The organism is Streptomyces aurantiacus JA 4570 (genome assembly GCF_000414115.1).
GTDB classification, from domain to species: domain Bacteria; phylum Actinomycetota; class Actinomycetes; order Streptomycetales; family Streptomycetaceae; genus Streptomyces; species Streptomyces aurantiacus_A.
Genome location: NZ_AOPZ01000098.1, coordinates 1 through 23734, shown reverse-complemented (window position 1 = coordinate 23734; position 23734 = coordinate 1). Strand labels below are relative to the sequence as shown.

11 protein-coding genes and 2 pseudogenes are annotated in these 23734 nt (G+C 72.6%); 3 read left to right on the top strand and 10 right to left on the bottom strand.

Annotated features, from left to right (window positions below):
- Positions 1 to 2 precede the first annotated feature (2 nt).
- From STRAU_RS12310 to STRAU_RS12280, 7 genes and pseudogenes are all read right to left on the bottom strand, one after another.
- A complete protein-coding gene (locus tag STRAU_RS12310; RefSeq protein ID WP_016640625.1) occupies positions 3 to 3584 on the bottom strand; it encodes an amino acid adenylation domain-containing protein in 3582 nt (1193 codons plus the stop codon).
- A complete protein-coding gene (locus tag STRAU_RS38980; protein WP_016640624.1) occupies positions 3554 to 8245 on the bottom strand; it encodes a non-ribosomal peptide synthetase in 4692 nt (1563 codons plus the stop codon). Before STRAU_RS38980 ends, STRAU_RS12310 begins: the two co-directional genes overlap by 31 nt.
- A complete protein-coding gene (locus tag STRAU_RS42355; RefSeq protein WP_016640623.1) occupies positions 8242 to 12957 on the bottom strand; it encodes a condensation domain-containing protein in 4716 nt (1571 codons plus the stop codon). The genes STRAU_RS38980 and STRAU_RS42355 overlap by 4 nt, the downstream gene beginning before the upstream one ends.
- A gap of 85 nt (positions 12958 to 13042) precedes the next feature.
- Entirely contained in the window at positions 13043 to 14950 is a 1908-nt protein-coding gene (locus tag STRAU_RS12295) for a non-ribosomal peptide synthetase (protein ID WP_259299894.1), read from the bottom strand.
- 109 nt (positions 14951 to 15059) lie between these two features.
- Positions 15060 to 16082 carry a 3-oxoacyl-ACP synthase III gene (locus tag STRAU_RS12290; RefSeq protein ID WP_016640621.1) on the bottom strand — a complete coding sequence of 341 codons (1023 nt, stop codon included), beginning with the start codon at positions 16080 to 16082 and terminating at the stop codon, positions 15060 to 15062.
- A 383-nt stretch (positions 16083 to 16465) separates the two neighbouring features.
- Positions 16466 to 16819, bottom strand: a pseudogene (locus STRAU_RS12285) (alpha/beta fold hydrolase); the annotation flags it as partial.
- A 236-nt stretch (positions 16820 to 17055) separates the two neighbouring features.
- Positions 17056 to 17385: a hypothetical protein gene (locus STRAU_RS12280; protein ID WP_158692064.1), complete on the bottom strand. Its 330-nt coding sequence runs from the start codon at positions 17383 to 17385 to the stop codon at positions 17056 to 17058.
- Positions 17386 to 17921: 536 nt separating this feature from the next.
- Between STRAU_RS12280 and STRAU_RS41435 the strand changes: the two are divergent.
- Positions 17922 to 18626: pseudogene (locus STRAU_RS41435) on the top strand (penicillin acylase family protein); the annotation flags it as partial.
- A 94-nt stretch (positions 18627 to 18720) separates the two neighbouring features.
- Positions 18721 to 19443: an N-acyl homoserine lactonase family protein gene (locus tag STRAU_RS12270; protein ID WP_016640617.1), complete on the top strand. Its 723-nt coding sequence runs from the start codon at positions 18721 to 18723 to the stop codon at positions 19441 to 19443.
- Here STRAU_RS12270 and STRAU_RS12265 read toward each other — a convergent pair.
- The 3 genes from STRAU_RS12265 to STRAU_RS12255 all read right to left on the bottom strand — a co-directional run bounded on the left by STRAU_RS12265 (position 19440) and on the right by STRAU_RS12255 (position 22555).
- The gene (locus STRAU_RS12265) at positions 19440 to 19763 is read right to left on the bottom strand and encodes a DUF4326 domain-containing protein (protein WP_016640616.1); all 324 of its coding nucleotides are present in this window, start codon (positions 19761 to 19763) and stop codon (positions 19440 to 19442) included. The two genes, STRAU_RS12270 and STRAU_RS12265, sit on opposite strands and share 4 nt — an antisense overlap.
- Before the next feature lie 110 nt (positions 19764 to 19873).
- A complete protein-coding gene (locus STRAU_RS12260) occupies positions 19874 to 21427 on the bottom strand; it encodes an acyl-CoA synthetase (protein ID WP_016640615.1) in 1554 nt (517 codons plus the stop codon).
- Between the two features lie 9 nt (positions 21428 to 21436).
- A complete protein-coding gene (locus tag STRAU_RS12255) occupies positions 21437 to 22555 on the bottom strand; it encodes an NAD(P)H-dependent flavin oxidoreductase (protein WP_016640614.1) in 1119 nt (372 codons plus the stop codon).
- A gap of 187 nt (positions 22556 to 22742) precedes the next feature.
- Here STRAU_RS12255 and STRAU_RS12250 point away from each other — a divergent pair.
- Positions 22743 to 23734, top strand: a 992-nt coding sequence (locus STRAU_RS12250; RefSeq protein WP_106967893.1) for an FAD-dependent oxidoreductase, incomplete at its 3' end; no start/stop codon positions are given.

Below are 23734 nucleotides of genomic sequence, written 5' to 3'. Positions count from 1 at the left end.
GCCTACTCTCCCTCCAGCCGGCCGAGTTCACCGGCGAGCACCTTGCCCACCTCGGCCAGTGAGTCGGGGTTGCCCATGTCGGCGTGGAGGAATCGACTGTCGATGACGCGGATCCGGCCGTCCTGCACGTAGGGCAGCCATGAGTCGACGGTCATCGGGACCGACGCGTCCTGGCGTCCCGCGAAGAAGAGGACATCGCCCCGGAAGACGTCCGGCCGGAAGGTCCGGCCCAGTTTCAGGTTGTTGCTGTACACGCTTCCCATGCCGATCAGATGCCGCTCGGCGACGCCGGACAGCACGCTGTCGGTGCTCTGTACGAGCTCCAGGAACCGCTCGGTGGTCAGCTCGTCGAGGCGCAGTCCGGCGGGCTGGACTCCGGCGAACGCCAGCAGCGTGGCGAACATCGCGCGTGCTCCGCCGAACGCGTCCTCCGGCGGCAGCGACGGGTGGTCGGCGATGACGTACGAGTCGAGGAGCGCGAGCAGCCCGACGCGTTCCCCCGCCGCCTGCAGCCTGGTCGCCGCGGCATGCGCCACCATCCCGCCGAACGACCAGCCCAGCAGGTGGTAGGGCCCCTTCGGCTGGATGCTCCTGATCTGCGCCACGTAGTCGTCGGCCATGTCCGCGATGTCGCCGGGCAGCGGCTCGTCCCCGCCCAGGCCGCGGGCCTGGAGCGCGTAGACCGGGTGATCCGCACCGAGTTGGCGCATCAGCACCGAGTACATCCAGCCGACTCCGCCTGCCGGGTGCACGCAGAACAGCGCGGGGCGGTCCCCGGTGCGGCGCAGCGGCAGGACGACGTCGAACGCGAAGCGTTGGTCGTCCGTTCCCAGTCGCTCGGCGAGGGCGGCCACGGTCGGCGCGACGAACAGGGTCGCGGTGTCGACGCCGGTGCCCCACGTCAGCTCGATCCGCCTGGCCAGTTGGGCGGCGAGCAGGGAGTGGCCGCCCAGGTCGAAGAAGTTGTCGTCGATGCCGACGGCCGACAGGCCGAGGGTCTCGGCGAACAGCTCGCAGAGGTGTTTCTCCTGCACCGTTCGCGGGGCCCGTCCCGCTGTCGTGCCGGGTGCCTCGGGGTCCGGCAGCGCGGCGTGGTCGATCTTCCCGCTCCGTGTGCGGGGCAGGTCGGGCAGGACGACGACGGCGGAGGGCACCTGATGGGCGGGGAGCACCTCGCGCAGTCGTCGGGGCAGCTCGGTCGGCAGCGCCGCCGCGACGCCCGCCGTGGCCGGTTCGTGCACGGCGGGGCCGTCGGGGGCCGCGGTGGGGGCGTACACGTCGCGGACCGGGGCGGCGGCCGAGGTGGGCAGCAGGACGGCGTCGAACCGGCCCAGAGCGGCGGACGGCGCGGCGAGCACGCGGTAGCCGGACCTCTCCGCCAGGTCCTCGATGTCGGCCGGGCGGACGCCCGGGTCGTCGGGCACCGTCAGGTCGAGGGCGCCGATCGTGGTCCCCGGCGCCGCGGCGTCGAGGGCGCGTGTCGCGGCGAGGTCCGCGGCAAGGCGGGCGTCGGGAATGTCGGTGACACGCAGCGGCGTCGCGCCGCCGGCCGAGGACAGCAGGGCGGACAGCTCGGCAGGACCGCGGACGTCGGTGCCCCAGACGAGGGGCATGGCCGAAGCCGCCGAGGTGCTGGGCACCGGCGCCTTGTAGAGGACGGCGTCGTAGCGGTAGCGCGTCAGCTCGTTGTCGTGGCTGCCGGACTTCAGGCGGATGTCGGCCGCGTCGCCGAAGCCGCCGAAGAACTCCGGCGCGACCGCGAGCTCCTTGTCGAGGAGCAGCTTCCGTCCGATGGCGAGCCGGGCCTGGGCCGCGGTCGTCACCGCACCGGCGGCGCCGACACCGGCCGCGGTGAACAGCACGGAGCGGCTCCTGACATCCCGGACGTCGCCGACGAAGACCGCACCGCCGGGCGCGAGGAGGCGCAGCGCACCGGTGAGCACCCGCTCCAGGTAGGCGCGCGAAGGGAAGTACTGCACCACGGAGTTGAGGATGACCGTGTCGAAGTGCCCGTCCGGCAGTCCGGAGAGGTCGTCGGCGGTCTGTTGGCTGACGGTGACCTTGCCGCTCAGTGCGGGCGCCGCCGCCACGTGCCGGCGGAGGGTGTCGACGGCGATCGGGGAGATGTCGGTCGCGTGGTAGCTCTCGCAGTGCGGCGCGAGCGCGGCGAGGACCGCTCCGTTGCCCGCGCCGATCTCGAGGACCCGCCGGGGAGCCAGCTCGCGGACGCGGTCGACCACGGCGTCCCGCCACTCCCGCATCGCCTCGCGGGGAAGGGGGGAGCCGTCGTAGGAACTGTTCCAGCCGACGAAGGAGTCGCCGAAGGGGGCTTCGTCCGGGGACGAGGACTCCCGGTCGGCGCCGCCCTCTCTGTCGTAGACGCTGTCGTGCACCGCCACCCAATCGGCGAGGACCTCCTCCTCCGCGACGGCGCCCGGCGCGGCGGACGGCTCGGGCACCACGTAGGCGACCAGGCGTGAACCGTCGACCCCGGTCGTCCAGACCCGCACCGCCGCCTGGGCCACGGCCTCGTGTGCGAGCAGCGCGGACTCCACCTCGCCGGGCTCGATCCGATAGCCGCGGATCTTGACCTGACGGTCGGAGCGGCCGGTGAACTCCAGCTCGCCGTCGGCGTTCCAGCGGCCGAGGTCGCCCGTGCGGTACATCCGCCGGCCCGGTGCCGCGAACGGATCGGGCACGAACCGCTCGGCGGTGCGGGCGGGTTGGCCGACGTATCCGCGGGCGAGGGCGGGGCCCGACAGGTACAGCTCGCCCTCGCGGCCGGGCGGTACCGGGCGCAGCGCGGCGTCCAGGACGTGGATCCGGGTGGTGGCGACGGGGCGGCCGATGGTGGTGCTCGCGCCGGTCAGCTCGTCGCTGATGGTGGCACAGGCGGTGGACTCGGTCGGCCCGTAGCCGTTGATCATGGGGTGCCGAGCGGCCCAGCGGGCCACCAGTTCGGCAGGCAGTTCCTCACCCACGACGCGGATCAGGCAGCCGTCGGGCAGGCCCGCGTCGGGATCGAGCACGGCGAGGGCCGACGGGGGAAGGGTGACGGTGGTGATCCGCTCCTCGTGGGCGAGGCGTTCGAGCCCGCGGCCGGGCAGCAGCCGCTCCGGAGAGGCGACCACCAGGGTCGATCCGCTGCACAACGTCTCGAACATCTCATAGAGCGCGGCGTCGAAGGCCAGGGAGGCGAACTGCAGCACTCGGCTGCCCGGGACGATCCGGGACTGTACGGCGGTGCTGCTCAGCATCGCCGCCACGCCGGTGTGCTGGACGAGGACGCCCTTGGGCCGCCCGGTCGAGCCCGAGGTGTGGACGATGTAGGCCGCATGTGAGGGCAGCAGGGGGCAGGTCCGCTCCGCGTCGGTCACGGGACGGCCGTCGTGTCCGGCGATGCGCCGCGCGGTGTCCGGGTCGTCGAGAACGAGGAGGTCGGCGGCTTCGCCCAGGGCCGGCCGCTGGGCGAGGGCCCGGTCGGTGATCACAGTGGCGGGCCGGGTGTCCCCCAGGACGAGCCGGAGCCGCTCCTCGGGATAGTCGGGGTCGATCAGCGTGACCGCGGCGCCCGCGGCGAACACCCCGCCGCGGCGAACACCCCGAACACCGCCGTCACGGTCTGCACCGAGCGCGGCAGTGCGAGCGCGACCACCTGTTCCGGACCGACGCCGCGGGCGATCAGTTCCCTGGCGATGCCGTTGGCCGCGGCGGACACCTCGCGGTACGTGATGTCCGTGCCGTCGGGTCCGGCGCTGCGGACGGCGGGCGCGTCGGGCGTCGCCGCCACCTGCTCCTCGAACAGGGCGGTGATCGTGCGGGGCGCCACGTCGGCATCGCCGCCGCCGTACGCGGCGAGCGCCGCTCGCTCGGCGTCGTCGAGCAGGTCGAGGCGGGACAGGCGGGTATCGGGAGCGGAGGCCATCAGGTCGAGGAGGCGCAGCGTTCTGGAGAGGAAGCGCTCGGCCGTCGCCCGGTCGAGGACGTCCTCGCGGTGGAGCAGATTCAGCAGCATGCCTCCGGTCACCTTCGGCACGGCCATCAGGGTGAGCGGATAGTGCCCTGCGGTCTCGTTGCGCGCGGCGTGGAACGAGAGTTCGGGGACATCGCCCCAGGGGTCGCGGTCGACCGGGAAGTTCTCGAACACCATGCCGGTGTCGAAGAGCGTGTCCGCGCCGACCGCATGCTGGATCTTGGTGAGACCGAGGTGGTGGTGTGACAGCAGCCGTGCCTGCTCGCCCTGTACCCGCTGCAGCAGCTCGGCCAGCGACTCGGCCGGGGAGACGGTGACCCGCATGGGGATGGTGTTGATGAGGAAGCCGACGATCGACTCGATGCCGGCCACCTCGGGGGCGCGGCCGGATACGGCCACCCCGAACACCGCTTCGCTCCTGCCCGTCCACTGGGCCAACAGCAGGCCCCAGCACACCTGGAACAGGGTGTTGACGGTGACACCGAGCCGGGCCGCCGACCGCGTGAGCGCATCGAGCTGTTCCACGCTCAGCTCATGCTGGAGCCGCGCCGGCCAGGCGGAACCGCGGTGCAGTCCGGCGGGGTCGAGCAGGGTCGGCTGGACCTGCCCCAGCGCCTCGCGCCATGCCCGTATGGACTCCTCCTGGTCCTGCTGCCCGAGCCAGGCGAGGAAGGTGCGGTGGCGCGGGGCGTCGTCGAGCGCGTCCAGGCGGTCCGGGTCGGCGTAGAACTGGAACAGTTCACGGGCGACGATCTGCACCGACCAGCCGTCGAACAGGAGGTGGTGTGCGGTCATCAGCAGCCGGAACCGCTGCTCCGCCTGCCGGATCAGGGTCAGCCGGAGCAGCGGCGGTTCGGCCGGGTCGAAGCGTGTGGTGCGGTCCGCCTCGGTGAGCCGCGCGGTCTCCTTCTGCTGCTCTTCCTCCGGCAGGTGGGTGAGGTCGATCTCGGTGAAGGCCGGTTCGGCGTCGGCGCTGACGACCTGCACGGGCCTGCCGGAGGGCAGCCGGAGGAAGGCCGCCCTGAGCCCGGCGTGCCGTCGGCACAGCAGCGCCGCGGCGCGCCGCATCGCGCCCGCGTCGAACGGGCCGGTGAAGTCCAGGGCCGACTGCAGCACGTAGACGTCCTCGTCGAGGCGGTCGTGGCTGTTGTGGAAGAGCAGTCCCTCCTGCACGGGCGTGAGCGGAAGGACGTCCTCCGCCCATGGGCAGGTCGTCGCCAGCCAGGCACGCTCCGCGGCGTCAAGATCGATCAGTGGCGCCTCGTGGTCCGCGGCCGGTGGCTCGGCATCGGGGGTGCTCCGCGGTACGGCCACCTCTGCCAGGAGGGCGGGAGTCTTGCGCTCGAACACATCCTCGACGGAGATGACAAGGCCGGCCTGGCGGGCACGGCGTACCAGCTTGATGGAGGAGATGCTGTCGCCGCCGACCGCGAAGAAGCTGTCGTCCGGCTCCACGTCGGGACGGCCCACGACCGTGGCGAACACCTCGCGCAGTACCTCCACCGGGCCTCTGGTGACCGGCGCGGGCGCGGGCGTCGCCCCGTCGCTCTCGGCCCGGGCGGCCAGCGCGAGCCGGTCCACCTTGGCGTTGGGGTTCCGGGGCAGGGCGTCCACCGTACGGATGGCGGCCGGCACGTACGGCTCGGGCAGCTCGGCCCGCAGCGCGTCGGCCAGCGCCTCCGGCACGCACTCGGCGCCCTGCGGCACGACGAAGGCGGTGAGCCGGCGGTCGCCCTCGCCGTCGTCGGTGGCGACGACGACGGCCTCGGCCACGCCCTGCTGCCTCAGCAGAGCAGCCTCGACTTCGCCGAGTTCCACTCTGTGGCCGCGCACCTTGACCTGGTTGTCGACACGGCTGACGAACTCCAGTTGCCCGTCCTCGGACCAGCGCGCGAGGTCACCCGTGCGGTACATCCGCCCGCCAGGACGGTCGGAGAACGGGTCCGCGAGGAACCGCTCCGCGGTCAGCGCGCTGCGGTGGGCGTACCCGCGTGCCAGGTAGTCCCCGGCGAGATAGAGCTCACCGACGTCCCCGAGCGGCACCGGGCGCAGCGCCGCGTCGAGGACGTGGCAGCGCACGTTGGTCGCGGGGCGGCCGACCGCCGGGTTGCCGGCGGCCTGCGGGTCGCACTGCCAGGCGGCGGCGTAGACGGTGACCTCGGTCGGCCCGTAGAGGTTGAACACGCGGGCCTGCGGAAGGCGTTGACGCAGCTCCCTGACCAGCTCGGCGGGGAGCGGCTCGCCGGAGAAGCCGTAGTTCGCCGAGCGCTCGGCCACCCACTCCGCCTCGTGCACCCGCCGGTACAGCGAGGGCACCGCGGTGATCAGGCTCCCGGTCCAGTCGGGGTCGTCGAGCAGCGAGAGGACGTTGGGCACCAGGTCGATGCTGCCGCCGGTCATCAGGGGCACCAGGATCTCGAGGACCGACATGTCGAAGCTCAGCGAGGTGGCGCCGAGCACCCGCTCGAACGCCGAGGCGCCCAGCTCGGCCACCGACCAGGCGGCGAAGTTCACCACGTTCCGGTGTGTGATCACCACGCCCTTCGGGTTTCCGGTCGAGCCCGAGGTGTAGATGACGTAGGCGGCGTTCTCCGGTGCGGGCTCCGCCCGCGTCGGTGCGTGCCCCTCCCCCGCCGGTGCGTCGACGGGGGCGGCCGGCTCGGCGACGGTGGCGGCATCGTCCAGTACAAGCACCGGTGGCGCGTCCGCCGCGGGGAGTTGGCCCACCAGCGCGGCCGTGGTCAGCACGGCCGCGGGCCGCGCGTCGTTCAGGAGATGGCGGATCCGGCCGTCCGGGTACTTGGGGTCGATCGGCACGTAGGCCGCGCCCGACTTCAGTACGGCCAGTACGGCGACCACCATCTCGGGGGTCCGGGGCACCATGACGGCGACCAGGCGCTCCGGTCCCGCACCCCGCTCGGCAAGGAGCCGGCACACACGGTCCGCCCGCTCGTCGAGTTCGGCGTAGGTCAGCTCGCTCCCACGGTGGCGCACCGCCACCGCGCCGGGAGCACGGCGGACCTGCTCCAGGAACGCCCCGGACACGGTCCCCTCCGGAACCTGGCGCGCGGTGTCGTTGAACTCCTCGCGGTACCGCGTGAGTTCCTTCTCGTCCGCGAGGTCGAACCGGGCGACGGGCAGGTCCGGTTGGCGTGCCATCCGCTCGAGGAGAGCCACGAACCGGCGCTGGTGGTCGCCCGCCTCGTCGGCCCGTACCTCCGTCTCCCACTCGCCGTCCGCGTCGACCCGCACGTCGAGGCCGGTCGCCGGGGCCCAGACCGACACCACTGCGGCCTCACAGGCGCCGAACGGGACGGTACGGCTGTGATCCACCAGCCCGCACGCGAGGACCTGGTCCGCGTCCGCGGGCTTCGACGACGGCCCGTCCGACACGGTGGGCCCGCTGCTTCGCCCGGCGCGGCGCAGCTGAGCGCCCGCTGCTCCCGCCACCTCGGCGAAGGTGAGGCGCGGGTTCATCGCGAGCCGGACGGGAACGGTCGTGCCGGACCTCCGGTACCCGATCACCAGGTCGTCCGATCCGAACCTGCGGTGCGCGTAGACGGCGAGTGCCGCAAGGAGCACTGCTCCTTGACCCCCGCCGCTGCGTCGGGCGGCCCTGGCCAGGGCCGCGCCCGCCGTGATGCGGGTCCGGTCCGACGCGTCGAAGCGGGCCATGCGCACGGGCCCGACGGCCTGGGGCGCGGGCCCGACGGCCTGGGGCGCGGACTCGCCGGTGGTACCGGCCGCGCGCTGGTCTCCCGCCCGGTCGGCTGCGGTGTCCGTGCGCTCGTCGGCAGGGGCCTCGGGGGCGCCGGACGCCGTGGCGTACCGGGTGGCGACGCGGCGCAGGGTCGCGTCCATCGCCTCCTCCGCCGCCGGACCGTGGTGCACCTGGAACCAGCCGTATCGCTCCGGGCTCAGGCGGAAGAGGAGGTGAACGGAGCCCTGTACCTGGTCCGCATCGGGCATGCGGTCGAGTTCCCGCTCGACCCGAGCCGTGACGAAGGCGTCCGGATCAGCCGTGCCGGTGGCGTCGATCAGCTCGAACCCGGCGCCCGAGCCCGCCATCGCGGCGCGCAGTGCCGACTCCCGCACCGGGCCGCACAGGCTGATGTACCGGGCGGCGTACGGTGCCGAGCCCTGGGCGCCCTCGGCGCCGGCGTCGGACGCGCCGCGTCGGGGGTTCTCAGGGGCAGCGGCCTGACCGTCGGGCTCGACGGCCTCGTCAGGACCCGCTCCTCCCGGCTCACGGCCGTGGGTGTACGTGTTCATCGCGCCGCCTCCTCCAGCATGGCAAGGTCGTCCGACCGGTTGTCCTGGATGATGTGGTCGAGCGCCACCTCCTGCACGGACGCCTCGGGGCAGTCCGTCAGCCCGCTCAGCAGACGCGTCAGGTCGGTGGCCATGGTCAGCACGGTGCTCTCGTCGAAGAGCTCCGGTGCGTAACCGATCACGAGTGTCAGTCCCGCGTCCGACCGGGACCAGGACAGGCTGAGCTCGGCTCCGTGCCCGTCCGCCGTGGTGCTGTTCCCGGCGTACCGCACGGGGAGCGGCCCGGCCTCGGGTACGAACGGCTCCGCCGGCGTGCGGTGGAGCCGGGCCCGCAGTGCGGTGAAGCCCGGTTCGTCGGACAGGTCGGCGCGCACCGCGACCGGCCCGTGCGGGGTGTCGGCCAGGACCGCTACCTCGTCCTGGCCGGTGTACCAGCCGAGCAGGACCAGCCAGGCGGCGAGCAGGGCGCCGTCAAGCTCGCTCCGTACGTCGCCGGCCGCCGACTCCGGCTCCACAACCGCATCCGCATCCACATCCGGCCCCGGCCCCACGAGGAGACCGCCGTCGACCACCACGGTGGCTGTGGCCGACGCGTGGACCGGGCCGGAGGAGCGCGGCCGGTCGGCCGGAACCCGCATCCGCGGCAGCGGCGCGGAGTCCGCGGGCGCGGACCGTTTCGGAGGTACCGACCCGGCCTGGAGACCGGGTACAGGCTGGAGACCGGGTACGGGACGGTCGGTGTCCCTCGTTCCTGCGAGGTCGTCGAGGATGCCGAGATAGGCCGCGGTCAGCTCCGCCGCGGTCTCCTCGGTGAACAGCTCGGTGCTGAACTCCAGGCAGGCCACCATGTCCTCGTCCCCTTCACGGTCGTTGGTGAGGAGGGTCAGATCCCACTTGGCGGTACCGGCCGGCATCCCGCCGAACCTGTTGGCGACGGTGTCGCGCTGGTCGAAGAAGTCACCCACCGCGGTGCCGAGCGCCTGGATCGGCGGCAGTTCCTGATGCACGAAGGACACGTCGAACAGCGGCGCCCGGCTCAGGTCCTTCTCACCGCCGAGCGCGTTCACGACCCGGTCGAAGGGGATCTCCTGGTGCTCCAGCGCGCCGAGCACCACCGACCGGACCTGCCGCAGGAGTTCGCGCACGCTGGGTTCGCCCGACAGGTCGGCGCGCAGTGCCACCGTGCTGTTGAAGAAGCCGATGAGGCCCTCCAGTTCGGGACGGTTACGACCGGTCGTCGGAGAGCCGACCACGATGTCGCGCTGTCCGCTGTACCGGGCGAGCAGCACGTACAGAGCGGTGAGCAGGACGACGAACAGGGTCACGGACTCGCGGCGGGCCAACTCTCTGAGCGCCCTCAGGACCGGCGCCGGGACAGTGAACGGACACAGATCGCCGACGAATCGTCTCCGTGGGGGTCGCGGGTGGTCCGTGGGCATCGTGAGCACGGGCGCGTCACGCAGCGTGCTGACCCAGTAGGCGAGTTCGTGATCGAGCGCGGAGCGTGCGAGCAGATCACGCTGCCAGCCGGCGTAGTCCCGGTAACGGATGGGAAGCGGGTCGAGTTCCGCCCGCCGCCCCTCCTGGCGCGCGGCGTAGAGAATCGGCAGCTCGCGTTGGAAGATCTTCGGCGAGTGTCCGTCATTGACCGCGTGGTGGACCGTGACCTGGAGGACGTGCTCGTCGGGGCCGAGCCGGACGACGAGCACCTGCAGCAGGGGGTCGTGCTCCAGGTCGAACCGCACTTGTGCCACCTCGCGCACCAACTCCCGCGCCGCGGCCACCGGGTCGCGCTCCGCCGCGACATCGGTGAAGCGGAAGAAGTCGCCGAGCGTCGGCCGGATCCGCAGCATCGGAGTGCCGTCCACGTCGACGAAGTTGGAGCGGAGCACCTCGTGCCGCTCCGCCAGGTCCTCCCACATGCCGCGCAGCGCGTCCACGTCGAGGGGACCGCGGATGTGGCTGACCATCGGCAGGTTGTAGAGCGTGGTGTCGGGGTCGAGCTGGTGGTGGAACCACATGCGCTCCTGGCCGAACGACAGGACCAGTTCGTCCCTGGGGGTGATGGGCGGCAGGGCCTCGGACGCCGCGTCCGCCGGTGTGATCAGCTCGGCGAGGTCGGCCACCCGGGGTCGTTCGTACACGTCGATCAGCTTGGGCCGGACGCCGTACCGGGACTGGATCCGGTCGACCAGTTGCAGCGCGATGAGGGAGTTGAGGCCGAGGTCGAAGAAGTCGTCCTCGGGGCTGATGGGCCCTTCGGCGTGCAGCAGTTCCCGCAGCGTGCTCTGCAGCCAGTCGACGCCGTCCAGCGGCTCGGCGCTCTCCTCAGGTCCCGCCGCACCGGCCGTGACAGCCGCGGCGGCCGTGGGCACGGCGGCAGCGAGGGCCCCCGCCGACGGTACGGGAGTGGCGGGGACCGCCGGGGGCGGTGATACGGAGGCGTCAGGCACCGCTGGAGGCGGCGATACGGAGGCGCCGGGAACCACCGAGGTCGGCGGCACGAACGTGGCGCGCACCGCTGAGGACGGCGTTACGGGCGCGGGCCAGCACGGCGAACCGAGCAGGGGGTGGCCGGGCAGCCGCACCCGCGCGGCGTACGCGGGCGCCGACTGCACCTGAGCCCAGTCCACGTCGATGCCGCTCTCGTACAGCAGGCGGGCCACGTCCGTGAGCCCGTGGGCAACCCGCACCCGGGCCCCCGCGTCGCCGGCGAGGCGCTCGGCGAGCAGGCTGCCGAGGACTCCTTCCGGGCTGGGTTCGAGGAAGAGGACCGGACCGTCGGCGAGGAGGGTCCGGGCCGCGCGGACCAGTCCGTCGGCGTCGATCGGCGCGGCCTGTACGGCGGCGAACTCCGCCGGGTCGCCGAGGGACGAGCGGCCGAGGACGTACCGCGCCGCGAACCGGGACGTGCCGCTGCCCAGAACGGCGTCGAACGCGATGCCGCGGAGCCGGAGCGCGTCGTACAGGGCGATCTGCGCCGCGAGGATCTCGGCCGCCCTCCCGGTCGCGGGAAGGGCGGACGGCAGTTCACCCCCGCTGATGCCCGCGGGCATCGCATCTTGCGAGAGCAGCAGGGCCACGGCCGGAGGCTTGCGGCCGTCGCGTGCCCGGCCGTCCTCGGCCCGCAGCCAGGTCGCCTGAGCCGCGAGCTGAAAGGCCAGGTCCGGGGTGCTCCGCGCCGTCACCGCGACGCGGTACGCGTGGTGTGTGCGGCCCTGGTTGAGGGTGTACGCCACGTCGTCCAGGGCGAGTTCGCTGTTCCGCAGGGCAAGCGCCAGGTCCCCGCACAGTTGGGTCAGCGCCTCGTGGGTGCGGGCCGAGACTCCGACGAGCCGCGGTTCCCCGGCAGGCGCCCGCGGTCCTGCGGGGCGGGCCGGCTCCGGCGGCTGCGCCACCACGCAGTGCGCGTTGACGCCGGCGAGGCTGAACGAACTGACTCCGGCGAGCCGGGGCTCGCTGCCCGCCGACGGCCATGGGCGCGTCTCGGTGAGCACCTCGATCCCGGCCGCGGCCAGATCGATGTCCTGTGTCGGCCGCTCGAAGTGGAGCGAGGGGTAGAGCTCGCCGTGGTGCACGCTGAGCACGGCCTTCACCAGTCCGGCGATACCGGCCGCGTGGTCGAGATGGCCGATGTTGGTCTTCACCGAGCCGATCGGAAGCGGATCCTTGCGGCCGGAGAACGCCTCGGCGATCGCCTCCAGTTCGACGGCGTCGCCGAGGCGGGTCCCCGAACCATGGGCTTCCAGGTAGCCGGCCTGCTGCGGGTCGGCGCCCGCGGCGGCCCACGCCTTGGCGATGACGCGCCGCTGTGCCGCCGCGCTCGGGGCGCTGATGGTGCCGGCGGTGGCCCCGTTGTGGAGCGTGGCACTGCCCCGGATCACGGCATGGACCGGCGCACCGTCCGACAGCGCGCGGCGGAGGGTGGTGAGCAGCAGCACGGCCCCGCCTTCACCCGAGACGGTTCCGTCGGCGCCGGCGTCGAAGGCCCGGCACCGGCCGCTCTGCGACACCAGTTCGGTGAAGCCGACCGCCTCCGCGACCGGGATTCCCTCCACCCGGAGGCTGACGCCCCCGGCGAGGGCGTACTCGGCGTCACCGGCGGCCAGTTCGCGGCAGGCATGGTGTACGGCGATCAGGGAGCCGTTGCACCCGGTGTCGACCGCGTAGCACGGTCCCGCAAGGCCGAGGGTGTGCGCGATGCGTGCGGGAAGCCCGAACGGGGCGTTGCCCAGAGTGCCGAGCGCCCCCTGTTCGCCGATGAGGGTGTGATAGCCGGACGCCGAGGCGCTGCACACCACCGCTGTCTCGCTGCCATGGAAATCCGCCACCGAGTAACCGGCGTCCTCGATCGCCCGGTGGGCCAGGGTCAGGGCCATCCGGTGCTGGGGGTCGATCAGCGCGGCCTCACGCCGGGAGATGTGGAAGAAGGCGTGGTCGAACGTGTGGATGTCCTCGACATGCCCCATGGGAAGACGGTTCACGGCCGCGTCCAGGCCGGTCGCCTCGGCCCGCTCCGGCGGCATCGGACCGACCCGGTCCCGCCCCGCAGTGAGGCCGGAGCGGAACTCCGCCAGGCTCGACGCCCCGGGAAAGCGGAGGCCGATGCCGACGATCGCGATGTCCTCTCCGCGCCAGGCGTTCTCACCACGCCTGATGTCCGCGCCATCCGGTCTGTCCGCGTCAGCCGGTCCCGGACGTAAGCCGGTCATGCTGGCTCCCCTCGTCACACCTCGGGTCATTTCTCGGGTCATTTCTCGGGGCGCACCTCGGGTCGTAGCCGGGGCGCGCCTCGGGTCATATCTCGAAAAGAACAGGGCCGTCGGTCCCCGTGCCAGGGCTGTCAGCCACGTCGTCGTCCGGCCGTGGGCGCCCTTGCTGCTCCGCCCTCGGTGCCCGGCCCGCTTCCAGGGCCTCGGCCTGCTCCGCCACGGTCCGCAGATCGAACAGCCGGCCGACCCGCAGCACGCCGGGCCAGACGCCCTCCATCCGCACGTGCAGCTCCACCACCCGCCGGGAGTTGCCGCCCACCTGGAAGAACACGTCGTCGAGCCCGAAGTCGTCGTGCTGGAGCACCGCCGCCCAGATCTCGGCCAGCGACCGCTGAACCGGTGTCCACCGCTGCCGCCCTCCGGCGGCGGCACCCGCCAGGGGGTCGGTCAGCAAGGCGCGGAGCGCCGCCTCGTCCACCTTGCCGCTCGGCGCCAACGGGAACGCCCCGAGCGCGATGAGACGTTCCGGCACGGCCTGGGCGACCAGGCGCTCCGCGCAGTACGTCAGCAGCTCCCTGGTGCCGGGCAACACGGTGGCCGCCTCGGCCGGTGCCCAGAACGCGGCGAGGGTGGTCTCCCCGTGCTCGCTGGGCACGCCGAGCACCACCGCCTGGCTCACGGCGGGATGGCTCTCCAGTACGGACTCGACGGCACGGCGCTCGATGCGCGCCCCTCTGACCTTCATCTGGCCGTCGGCCCGGCCGCGGAACTCCACTTCCCCGTCACTGTTGACCAGCGCCAGGTCACCGGTGCGGTACATGCGCTCCCCCGGCTGTCCGGTGAACAGGTCGGCGACGAACCGCTCCGCGGTCTGTGCGGGGCGCGCCGCATATCCGGCGGCCACGTGTGGGCCGCCGATGTACAACTCGCCCACGCGGCCCGGCACAACAGGCATCAGGCGCTCGTCCAGCACGTACGCCGTGCAGGCACCGAAGGGTCGGCCGATCGGCACTACCGACCCGGCAGCAGCCTCCCGAACGGGGTGCGCCAGACTGATCACGGTGGTCTCCGTGGGTCCGTACACATTCCTCAGGTCGACCCCGGGGAGCACCTCGCGGTGGCGTTCGGCCAGGGGGACCGGCAGGGCCTCGCCCCCGAGGACGACAAGGCGCAGGTGCGCGCCGAACGACGCCATCCCGGGCAGCATGAGCCGGTAGAACGACGGTGTGGCCGCCAGGTGCGTGGCCCGCCAGGTGCGGGCCAGGCGGGCCGCGGCGTCCGCGTCGGACAGCTCGTCCTCGCCGGGCAGTACGGCTGTTCCGCCAAGAGTCAGGGGCCGCAGGGTGAAGTGCAGCGATCCGTCCCATGTGAGCCGCATCGCGGAGAACGCGACCAGGTGTGACTCGTCGTAGGGGTAGTCCGAGAATTCGAGCAGCGCGGCCAGGTTGTCCACCGTGATGACCACGGCCTTCGGAACGCCCGTCGATCCCGAGGTGGTGATCACATATGCCGGTGCGTTGCCCGGCACGGAGACCACGTCATCCGCAGGCGGGCCGGCCGGTCGCGGCCCACCCTGTTCCAGCAGCACCGGAGCGGCCCCACGGGCGCGGGCGCCGAGCGCCGCGACCGCACCGGCCGAGGTCGCCGGGTCGGCGGGATCGAAGACGACGGCCCCGCAGTCGACGTCGTCGAGCAGTGCGCGCAGCAGCTCCACCGGATGCCCGGGATTCACCACGCACCAGGCCGCACCGATCCGTGCCGCCGCGACCATGCCCACCACGACTTCCACGGTCTGTCGCTGGTACAGCACGGCGGTCCGGCCCGGCCGGACGCCGGCGGCCGTCAGGCGTGCGGCGAGCGCGGCGCTTGCTTCGTCCAGCTCCCGATAGGTCAGTGCCCGCGGACCGACCACGATCGCTGTGCGGTCGGGCACCCGCGTGAAGTGCCGTACGACCGCGGACAGCGCTCTGTGCCCGGTAGGCGTCCTTGTCACCCGAGTCACCCCCTACCTCCTCGACGACAGTGCCGTGCTGTGCGCTTCGGCTCGGGTGGTCCAGCACGCCCGGGTGCCGCCGTCCTCGGCCATGGCGAGGCGGCCGGGGTCAACGGACCACGTCCTCGGCTCGTTCTTCTTGTTCTCCGAGACGGCGCAGCAGCCAGGTGCTCCATGCCGCGACGGGGCTGCTGTTCATCACCAGGCAGTGCTCGCCGGGGGCTTGGGTGGCCGCGGCGTCCGTCATGTTGATCAGGACGTCCACGGACCCGAGGTGTCCGTAGGCCGCCAGGTTGCGCCGGCAGACGGGATGTATCTCCGTGTCCAGCGCCTCCTCCCAGAAGGCGAACGCCCCGGCGGCCAGGTTCTGGGTCAGATGGGTGCCGATCCGCTCCTGGCCGAGTCCGTTGCGGGCCAGCAACTCCGCGTTGAGGGCGGCGAAGCGCTTCCGGCTCTCCACGGCGAGCCGGAACGAGTACGTCGGCTCGTCCGCGCACTCCTCGGCCCAGTCGGGCTCGGGGATGTGGCGGTAGTCGATGAAGAACAGGTCGGCGTACTTGCCGTCGCTCAGCACGGTCTGGTCGACGAGTTCATGGGTACCGGTGCCCGACGTGGTGAGGAGGACCGCGCCCGCTCCGTCGCCGAGCAGGGTCATCGGCGGACGGTACCTGTTGGGGGTCGGGGTCCGCGCCGCGGCCACGACCAGGACGTTGCGACAGCGCGGGTCCCCGCGCAGCAGGGCGGAACCGAGGGCGAAGGCAGCCGAGACCGAGACGCAGCCGAGGTCACCGACCGCGGTCGTGAACGCCCGGTGCGCGCCGAGCCGGTGCTGGAGGCGGGTCGCCTCCGAGGCCAGGAGATACTCCGGGACACGGCCCTGCACCAGCAGCAGCGCGTCGAGATCGGCGGCGTCGAGCCCCGCGCGGCTCAGTGCGATCCGGGCCGCGTGCTCCGCCATGTCCACCTCGGACGCCTCGCCGGCGTCCCGGACGGTGTCGACGCCGAGCCCCAGCGCGTGTTCACGCCGCGCCGCCGGAAGCTTGTCCAGCTCCGGCAGCGCGGTGACGGCGATCTCCCCCTCCGGGAACCAGGTGGCGACAGGGCCGATGACAATGCGCCGTTGCGTGCTCACCGTGACAGCCTCCTTGCGGACGGCCCCAGCAGCTGGCTGCCGTGGGAGGCCTCGGCGACCTCGTCCGCTCCCTCGATGGTTTGCATGACCTTGCCGTGCCTCAAGAACCGGTCGGCCCTGCTGCTCTGCGCTCAGCCTCCGCCCGTTCAACTCCCGCGCCTGCCACGGCCTTTGTACGCAGCCGACGCACCGAACGAGCACGCAGGGACCAACCCCTCGGCCAACGGCCCAGGGACGCGGAGGGCTCCGCTGATCGTCCACCTTCAGGGACGTGGATCAGCCGGTCAAGACCACTAGGTACCGGGTGCGGGCAAGTGGTTGTCCAACCTGTGGTGTTCTTCCGAGCCGTGTCCTTCCGACAGGACACGGCGGGGAGGGAGGCATCAATCCACGGAGACGTCGCCGGCGCCGTCGAGGACCTCACAGAGCCTGAGCGCGAAAGCGGCGGGCCGCCCGGCGTAGCCGAACTCGCCGTCGAGGAAGCCGCCGTGGTGGCCGGGGAACACCACCGCCTGCCGGCCGAGCAGTCGGGCCGTCGCCACCGCGGTCCGCCCGGTGAAGACGTCCTCGGACTCCTCCCCCACCGCGATCACGACCCGCGTCGGCGCCGCCGGCAGCGCGTCGACCTCGGGGCGGTAGCTGCTGACCGCCCACGAGCGGTCGGACAGCAGCGGATCGTCACGGCGACCGTCATCCCCGGTCGGCATCCCGAACGCGGCGGGATCGGCTGCGGGCCTGCGCCGCCCCCGGCGCACGCCGCTGAACCCCGCGCGCAGCCACCGCGCCGCACCCCTGTCCCGGAGCACCTCATCACCGACACCCCCGCCGAAGACCTCGGCACCGCCCTCGACGAACTGCACACTTTCCAGACGCAGTTCGCACTGATCCACGGGGGTTACGAGCGCGCCTGGTCCCAAGCGACCGGTGCCGCAGATGCCTCGCACGCCGCAGCAGTCATTGCGCGCGGCAGGCGTCAGGAAGGCGCCGAGGCGTTCGAGCGCCATGTGGCGCCGCACGCGAACACGCTGCCGGCCGCCGCGCGGAGCGCCGTGGTCGCCATGCCGCCGACCAGATCCACCGCATCCGGTCCGCGCCCGCCGGCCAGGACGAGCTCGATGCTTCCCGCGTCCGTCACCTCCAGCTGTGGCCCTACGTGCTGACCTGGGCCGAGCGTTCCTTCATCATCGGTGACCTCGCCGGACAGCACCGCCCTGTCGCCCCGCCCCTGAGCGGTGAAGAACTTCGGCTCTGGCAGGGCCGTGCGCAAGCAGCGCGGGCGGGCCGCTTCGACTGCCTTGTGCACGGAGTCGTAGTGGCCCAGGACCCGCATCGGTGCCCGCAGGGGTCCTGCACCCGGACATCGCTCCCTTCGCGCCCCAGGCTTCCGTAGCGGAGGCCCCGGTTGCGAAGCTGGTCCGGCAGGTCGACGAGGCGCGGCACACCGGGGCCGGCGCAGCAGGCGAACCCCGCTGCCCGGCAGGCTGACCAGGGCACCCTTCTCAATCGACGCCAAGCGTGCGACGGCAGCCCTCACCGAGATGGGGACAGACCCGCCGCGCCCACGTCCTCGACGAAATCCCGGGCTGAGGCGCCCCCGGCGGTGAATCTGAGGTGCCGTGAGGGAGAGGCGGAGGGTGTCGAGGCGTGAGGTCCAACTGCCTCCGAACGGGGTGTTGGTGAGCCAGGCGTCGATGCGGGCGAGGTTGAGGGCGGCCGCAGTGAGAACGTGTTGCAGCTGGGTCTTGGCGAGGCCCTTGTAGCGGGCGTGGTGGACGTTGCTACGCCAGGAACAGAAGCACCATTTAACAGCTAGGTTGACCAGCGTCTTTCTCCACGCCCCCTACCTTGGCAAACTCCAACGACAGCGCGTGGCTGAGCAACGCCGAGCGGCCGCTGACCGGGTCGAGCGGATCTTCGGCACGATCGGCACGCAGCGTTCGATGCGCACCCGCGGTGCCGTCGAGGACGTGTCCGCGATGGCCGCGCGCGGCGGGCTGACCGTCAAGGACCTGCGGCGCCAGCAGTTCGTGAACCGCGCCCCGGCCGGTGACCTCGCGGCGGCCGACGTGGCCCGCGCGTGCGCCGCGCTGCCGCCCGGCGCGGCGAGGTCGGCCGACGGCAAGGCCGTCGACGTACGCGGGGCCTGCGAGGTGATCAAGTCCTGGGACCGCACGATGAACACCGGCAGCAAGGGCGCGCTGCTCTTCGACCGGTTCTGGCGCACGCTGACCGCGAAGGTGCCGAACGCGCAGCTCTGCAAGGTGCCGTTCACGCCCTCCGACCCGGTGCGCACCCCGAACGCCCTCGACACCTCCGTGCCGGGCTTCGCCACGGCCCTCGCGGACGCGGTGACGGAACTGACGGCGGCGGGCATTCCGCGCCCACGGGTCCAGCCACATCCAGGCCGTCGGCTGGGACAAGACGCTGTGCCCCAAGGCCGCCACCCTGCTGACCTACTCCCAGTCCTCGAACCCCGACTCGCCGCACTACAGCGACCAGACCCGGCTGTACGCCCAGGAGCGCTGGGTGACGTCACGCTTCTGCGGCCAACGCCCCCGCCCCCGCCCCGCACGCCATGCGGAGGCGGGCGCTCTGCTGTCGGCAGACGACGGGGCGGTGGCGGGCGCTCCCCACCACCATGGGCCACATGGCAACGACCACGACTGCGATACGCCGCCTCGACCTCGGGTACTTCGTACGACCCGCCGCGGAAGCGAACGGCACGGAGCCACGTGTGGAGCCCGCCCTCGCCCATCTGGTGCGGCACGAGCAGGGGCTGCTCCTCTTCGACACCGGCATCGGCCACGCGGACGCCGAGACCGAGGCGCACTACCGGCCCCGGCGCCGCGCCCTGCCGGACGCCCTGGCGGCAGCCGGCGTGACCCTCGACGACATCTCCCTCGTCGTGAACTGCCACCTGCACTTCGACCACTGCGGCGGCAACCCGCTGCTGCCGGGCAGGCCCGTCCTCGTCCAGGAGGCCGAGCTGGCGACGGCCCGCGCGGGCGGCTACACCGTCGACGCGCTCGTCGACTTCCCCGGTGTGTCGTACGAGGAACTCGCGGGCGAGGCCGAGGTCTGGCCGGGGGTGTGGGTGGTTCCGACGCCCGGGCACACACGGGGCCACCAGTCCCTGGTGGTTCGCCTCGGCGACGGCACCACGGCGGTGCTGGCCGGTCAGGCGTACGACTCCGCCTCCGCGTTCGGCCACGCCCAGCTCGCCCGGCAGGCCGCCCTGGACGGCGCGGGCCCGCCGCTCCCCCGCCACCGGCCCTGGCTGGACCGCCTCGCGGAATTCGACCCGCGCCGGGTGTTCTTCGCCCACGACTGCTCGGTGTGGGAGCCGGCGGACAGCCCCTAGGGCCTCGACCCCTCTCCGGCGTCGGCGAGTTCAGCGATCACTTCGGCGTGGCACGGCTCGGGGACGCACCAGCATCCGAGGCGGCGGCCCCGGAGGTCCGGGAGGAGTTTCAGGAGGTCCGGGCGGCCGAGTAGGTGGGCGCGGTACTTGGCCACGACCTCTTCGCGCGTGCCGTCGGGGCCGGGGCGGAAGGGGCTTGCCAGCGGGGAGCCTTCCAGGTGCCAGCCGCCCCGGTTCATCGCCCGGCCCACATAGACGACGTCCGCGTAGTCGGGGTCGTCCCGATGGCCCTTGAGGTTGACGACCGTCGTACGGGTCATGGAAGTGCTTCCTTCGGCGATTCCGTCCGGGGGCTTCCGCGCACCGGCAGCCCGATCTTCATCGTGCCACTCCCCGGGTGGGACCGCCGCCCGGACCAGGACGGACCGCCTCACACCGCCCGCTCCCGCCCCTCCCAGTACGGCTCCCGGAGCCGCCGCTTGTAGAGCTTGCCGTTGGGGTCGCGGGGCATCGACGCGACGAAGTCCACGCTCTTGGGGCGCTTGTAGCCCGCGAGGAGGCGTTCGCAGTGGCGCAGGATGTCCGCGGCGAGCGCGTCGTCCGCGTCGTGCCCGTCGGCGGCCTCGACGACGGCCTTGACCTCCTCGCCCCAGTCGTCGTGCGGGATGCCGAACACGGCGGCGTCGGCGACCGCGGGGTGGGTGAGCAGGGCGGACTCGATCTCGGCCGGGTAGATGTTGACGCCGCCCGAGATGATCATGTCGATCTTGCGGTCGCGCAGGAAGAGATAGCCGTCCTCGTCGAGGCAGCCGAGGTCACCGACCGTGAAGAAGTCGCCGATGCGGTTCTTCTTCGTCTTCGTCTCGTCCTTGTGGTACGAGAATCCGCCGGTGCTCATCTTCATGTACACGGTGCCGAGTTCACCGGGCGGCAGCCGGTTGCCGTCGTCGTCGAAGACGGCCAGCTCGCTGATCGGCCAGGCCCTGCCGACCGTGCCGGGCTTCTTCAGCCAGTCCCGCGCCGTCGCGAACGCGCCTCCGCCCTCGCTGGCCGCGTAGTACTCCTCGACGCACTCCCCCCACCACTCGATCATCGCCCGCTTCACATGGTCGGGGCAGGGCGCCGCCCCGTGGATGGCGTGCCGCATCGACGACACGTCGTACGCCGCCCGGGTCTCCTCCGGCAGCGCGAGCAGGCGGTGGAACTGGGTCGGGACCATATGGGTGTGGGTGCACTGGTACGTGTCGATCAGACGCAGCATCTCCTCGGGCGCCCACTTGTCCATGAGGACGAGGGGGTGGCCGATGTGCAGGGCGGCGCCCGCGAACTGGAGCACGGCCGTGTGGTACAGCGGCGAGCACACCAGATGCACGTTGTCGTCGAACGGCTTGATGCCGAAGATGCCGAGGAAACCGCCCAGGTAGGACTCCTCGGGCGGCTTGCCGGGCAGCGGGCGGCGGATGCCGCGCGGCCTTCCGGTGGTGCCGGAGGTGTAGTTCATGACCCAGCCGAGGGTGCGGCCCGCGGGCACCGACTCGGGCTGCCCGTCCAGGAGTTGGGCATAGGGGCGGAATCCCGGTACGTCGCCACCGACGGCGTATCGGTGCGTCGACGGGAGCTTCGCCTCGTCGGCCGCCGTGGTCGCCGCGTCGGCGAACCGTTCGTGGGCGACGAGCACCTTCGCGCCCGAGTCGGCGACGATCCAGGCGATCTCCGGGCCCACCAGGTGGTGGTTGACCGGGACGAGATAGAACCCGGCCTGCGACGCGGCGAGGTACGCGGTGAGGAACTCCACGCCGTTGGGCAGCACGACGGCGAACGCGTCGCCGCGCTCCAGGCCCGCGGCGCGCAGTCCGTGCACGAGCTGGTTGACGGCGGCGTGCAGCCGCCCCGCCGTCCACTCCTCGCCGCCGGGCGCGACGAGGACGGTGCGGGCGGGATCGGCACCGGCCTGGGCCCAGAATCCGTTGGGCGGGGTGCTCATCGGGCCTCCTCAGGCTCGTCCTGCGATGCGGTTGAGCCGGGCGACGGCGCGCTCGAATCCGCGGGTCAGGTCGTCGAACACGGCCTGGACGCCGCGTTCGCTGTTCATCCGGCCCACGATCTGCCCGACGGGCGTGCCGAGCAGCGGCTCCACCTCGTACTTCTGGATACGCGACACGGCCTCGGCGACGAGCAGCCCCTGCAACGGCATCGGCAGCGTCCCGGGGCCCTGCGGGTCGTCCCACGCGTCGGTCCACTCCGTACGCAGCTGCCGTGCGGGCTTGCCCGTCAGCGCGCGCGAGCGGACCGTGTCGCCGGAGCCCGCCGCGAGCAACTTCCGCGTCAGCGCCGGGGAATGGAGGTCGGCCTCCGTCACCGTGAGCCACACCGAGCCGAGCCACACGCCCTGCGCGCCGAGCGCGAGCGCCGCCGCGACCTGCTCACCGCTGCCGATGCCGCCCGCGGCGAGGACCGGCAACGGCGCGACGGCCTCCGTGACTTCGGGCGTGAGCACCATCGACGCGATCTCGCCGGTGTGGCCGCCCGCCTCGTAGCCCTGCGCGACGACGATGTCGATGCCGGCGTCCGCGTGCTTGCGCGCGTGCCGGGCGCTGCCCGCGAGGGCGGCGACGAGTACGCCCTGTCCGTGGGCGCGGGCGATGACGTCGGCGGGCGGTGAACCGAGCGCGTTGGCGAGCAGCTTGATGGGGTAGTCGAAGGCCACGTCGAGCTGTCCGCGCGCCACCTGCTCCATCCAGCCGGTGATGCGCCAGCCGGACGCCTCACCCTCGGCAAGGCCGGGCACCTCGTGCTTGGCGAGCGTCTCCTCGACGAACTTCCGGTGCGCCGCCGGGATCATCGCCTCCACGTCGGCCTCGGTCAGGGCCCCGCCGCCCGCCGCCTCGACCTTCTTGGCGGGCATCACGACGTCCAGGCCGTACGGGCGGCCGTCCACGTGCTCCTGCATCCAGTCCAGGTCGCGCGCGAGGTCGTCGGGCGCGGTGTAGCGGACCGCGCCGAGCACCCCGAACCCGCCCGCCCTGCTGATGGCGGCGGCCACGGCGGGGAACGGCGTGAAGCCGAAGACGGCGTGCTCGACTCCGAGTTGCTTGCTCAGCTCCGTCTGCATGGGCGCAGGATGCCGCAGCGACCCGGACGAGGGAAGAGGTTTCTGATGCAGCGTCAGATTCTTTGCGCGCGCCGGGACGGTTCGGCGGCCTGAGCCATTCCCTGACCGAGCGGTCAGACAACTGACCGATCGGTTAGAGTGGCCCGACCTCGGGGAGGAACCCTGCGGGAGAGGGGACGTGGCAGACATGGCAGATTCCGCGGACAAGGGCGGCCGGGCCGGCCGGGAACGTACGACGTGCTGTGTGGTGGGCGGCGGACCGGCGGGCATGATGCTCGGGCTGCTGCTCGCCCGGGCCGGTGTCGAGGTCACCGTCCTGGAGAAGCACGGGGACTTCCTGCGGGACTTCCGGGGCGACACCGTGCATCCGTCCACGCTGCGGCTCTTGGACGAGCTGGGCCTGGGCGAACGGTTCGCCCGGTTGCCCGCGCAGCGGCTGACGGAGCTGCGGATGCACATCGAGGGCACGACGTTCGTGGCGGCCGACCTCAGCCGCGTACCCGGCCGTCACAAGTACATCGCGATGGTCCCGCAGTGGGACTTCCTCGATCTGCTCGCGACCGCGGCGGCCGAGGAGCCGTCCTTCACGCTGCGGATGCGGACGGCGGTGACGGGGCTGCGTACCGACGCGTCGGGGCGGGTCACCGGCGTGACGTACACGGACGAGAACGGCACCCCGGGCGAACTGGCCGCCGACCTCACCGTCGCCTGCGACGGCCGGGACTCCGTGGTGCGCGCGGCGGCCGGTCTTGTCCCCAGGCCCTTCGAGGTGCCGATGGACGTCTGGCAGGTCCGGGTGCCCGCGCCGGACGACCGGCGCAAGCGCGGCCGCGTCTTCCTGAGCGTCCGTGACGGCCAGGTCGCCGCCACGATGGACCGCGGCGACTACTACCAGACCTCCTACCTCATCGCGAAGGGCGCGGACGCGCGGCTGCGGGCCCACGGCGTCGAATGGTTCCGCGAGCGCCTCGGCGATCTGCTCGACTGGGACCGCGAGGCGCTGCGCGCGATCGAGTCCTGGGACGACGTGAAGCTCCTCGACGTCACCATGGGCCGCCTGCCGCGCTGGTACCGCGACGGCCTGCTGTGCATCGGCGACGCGGCGCACACCATGTCGCCGGTCGGCGGCGTCGGCGTCAACCTCGCCGTGCAGGACGCCTGCGCGGCGGCCCGCCACCT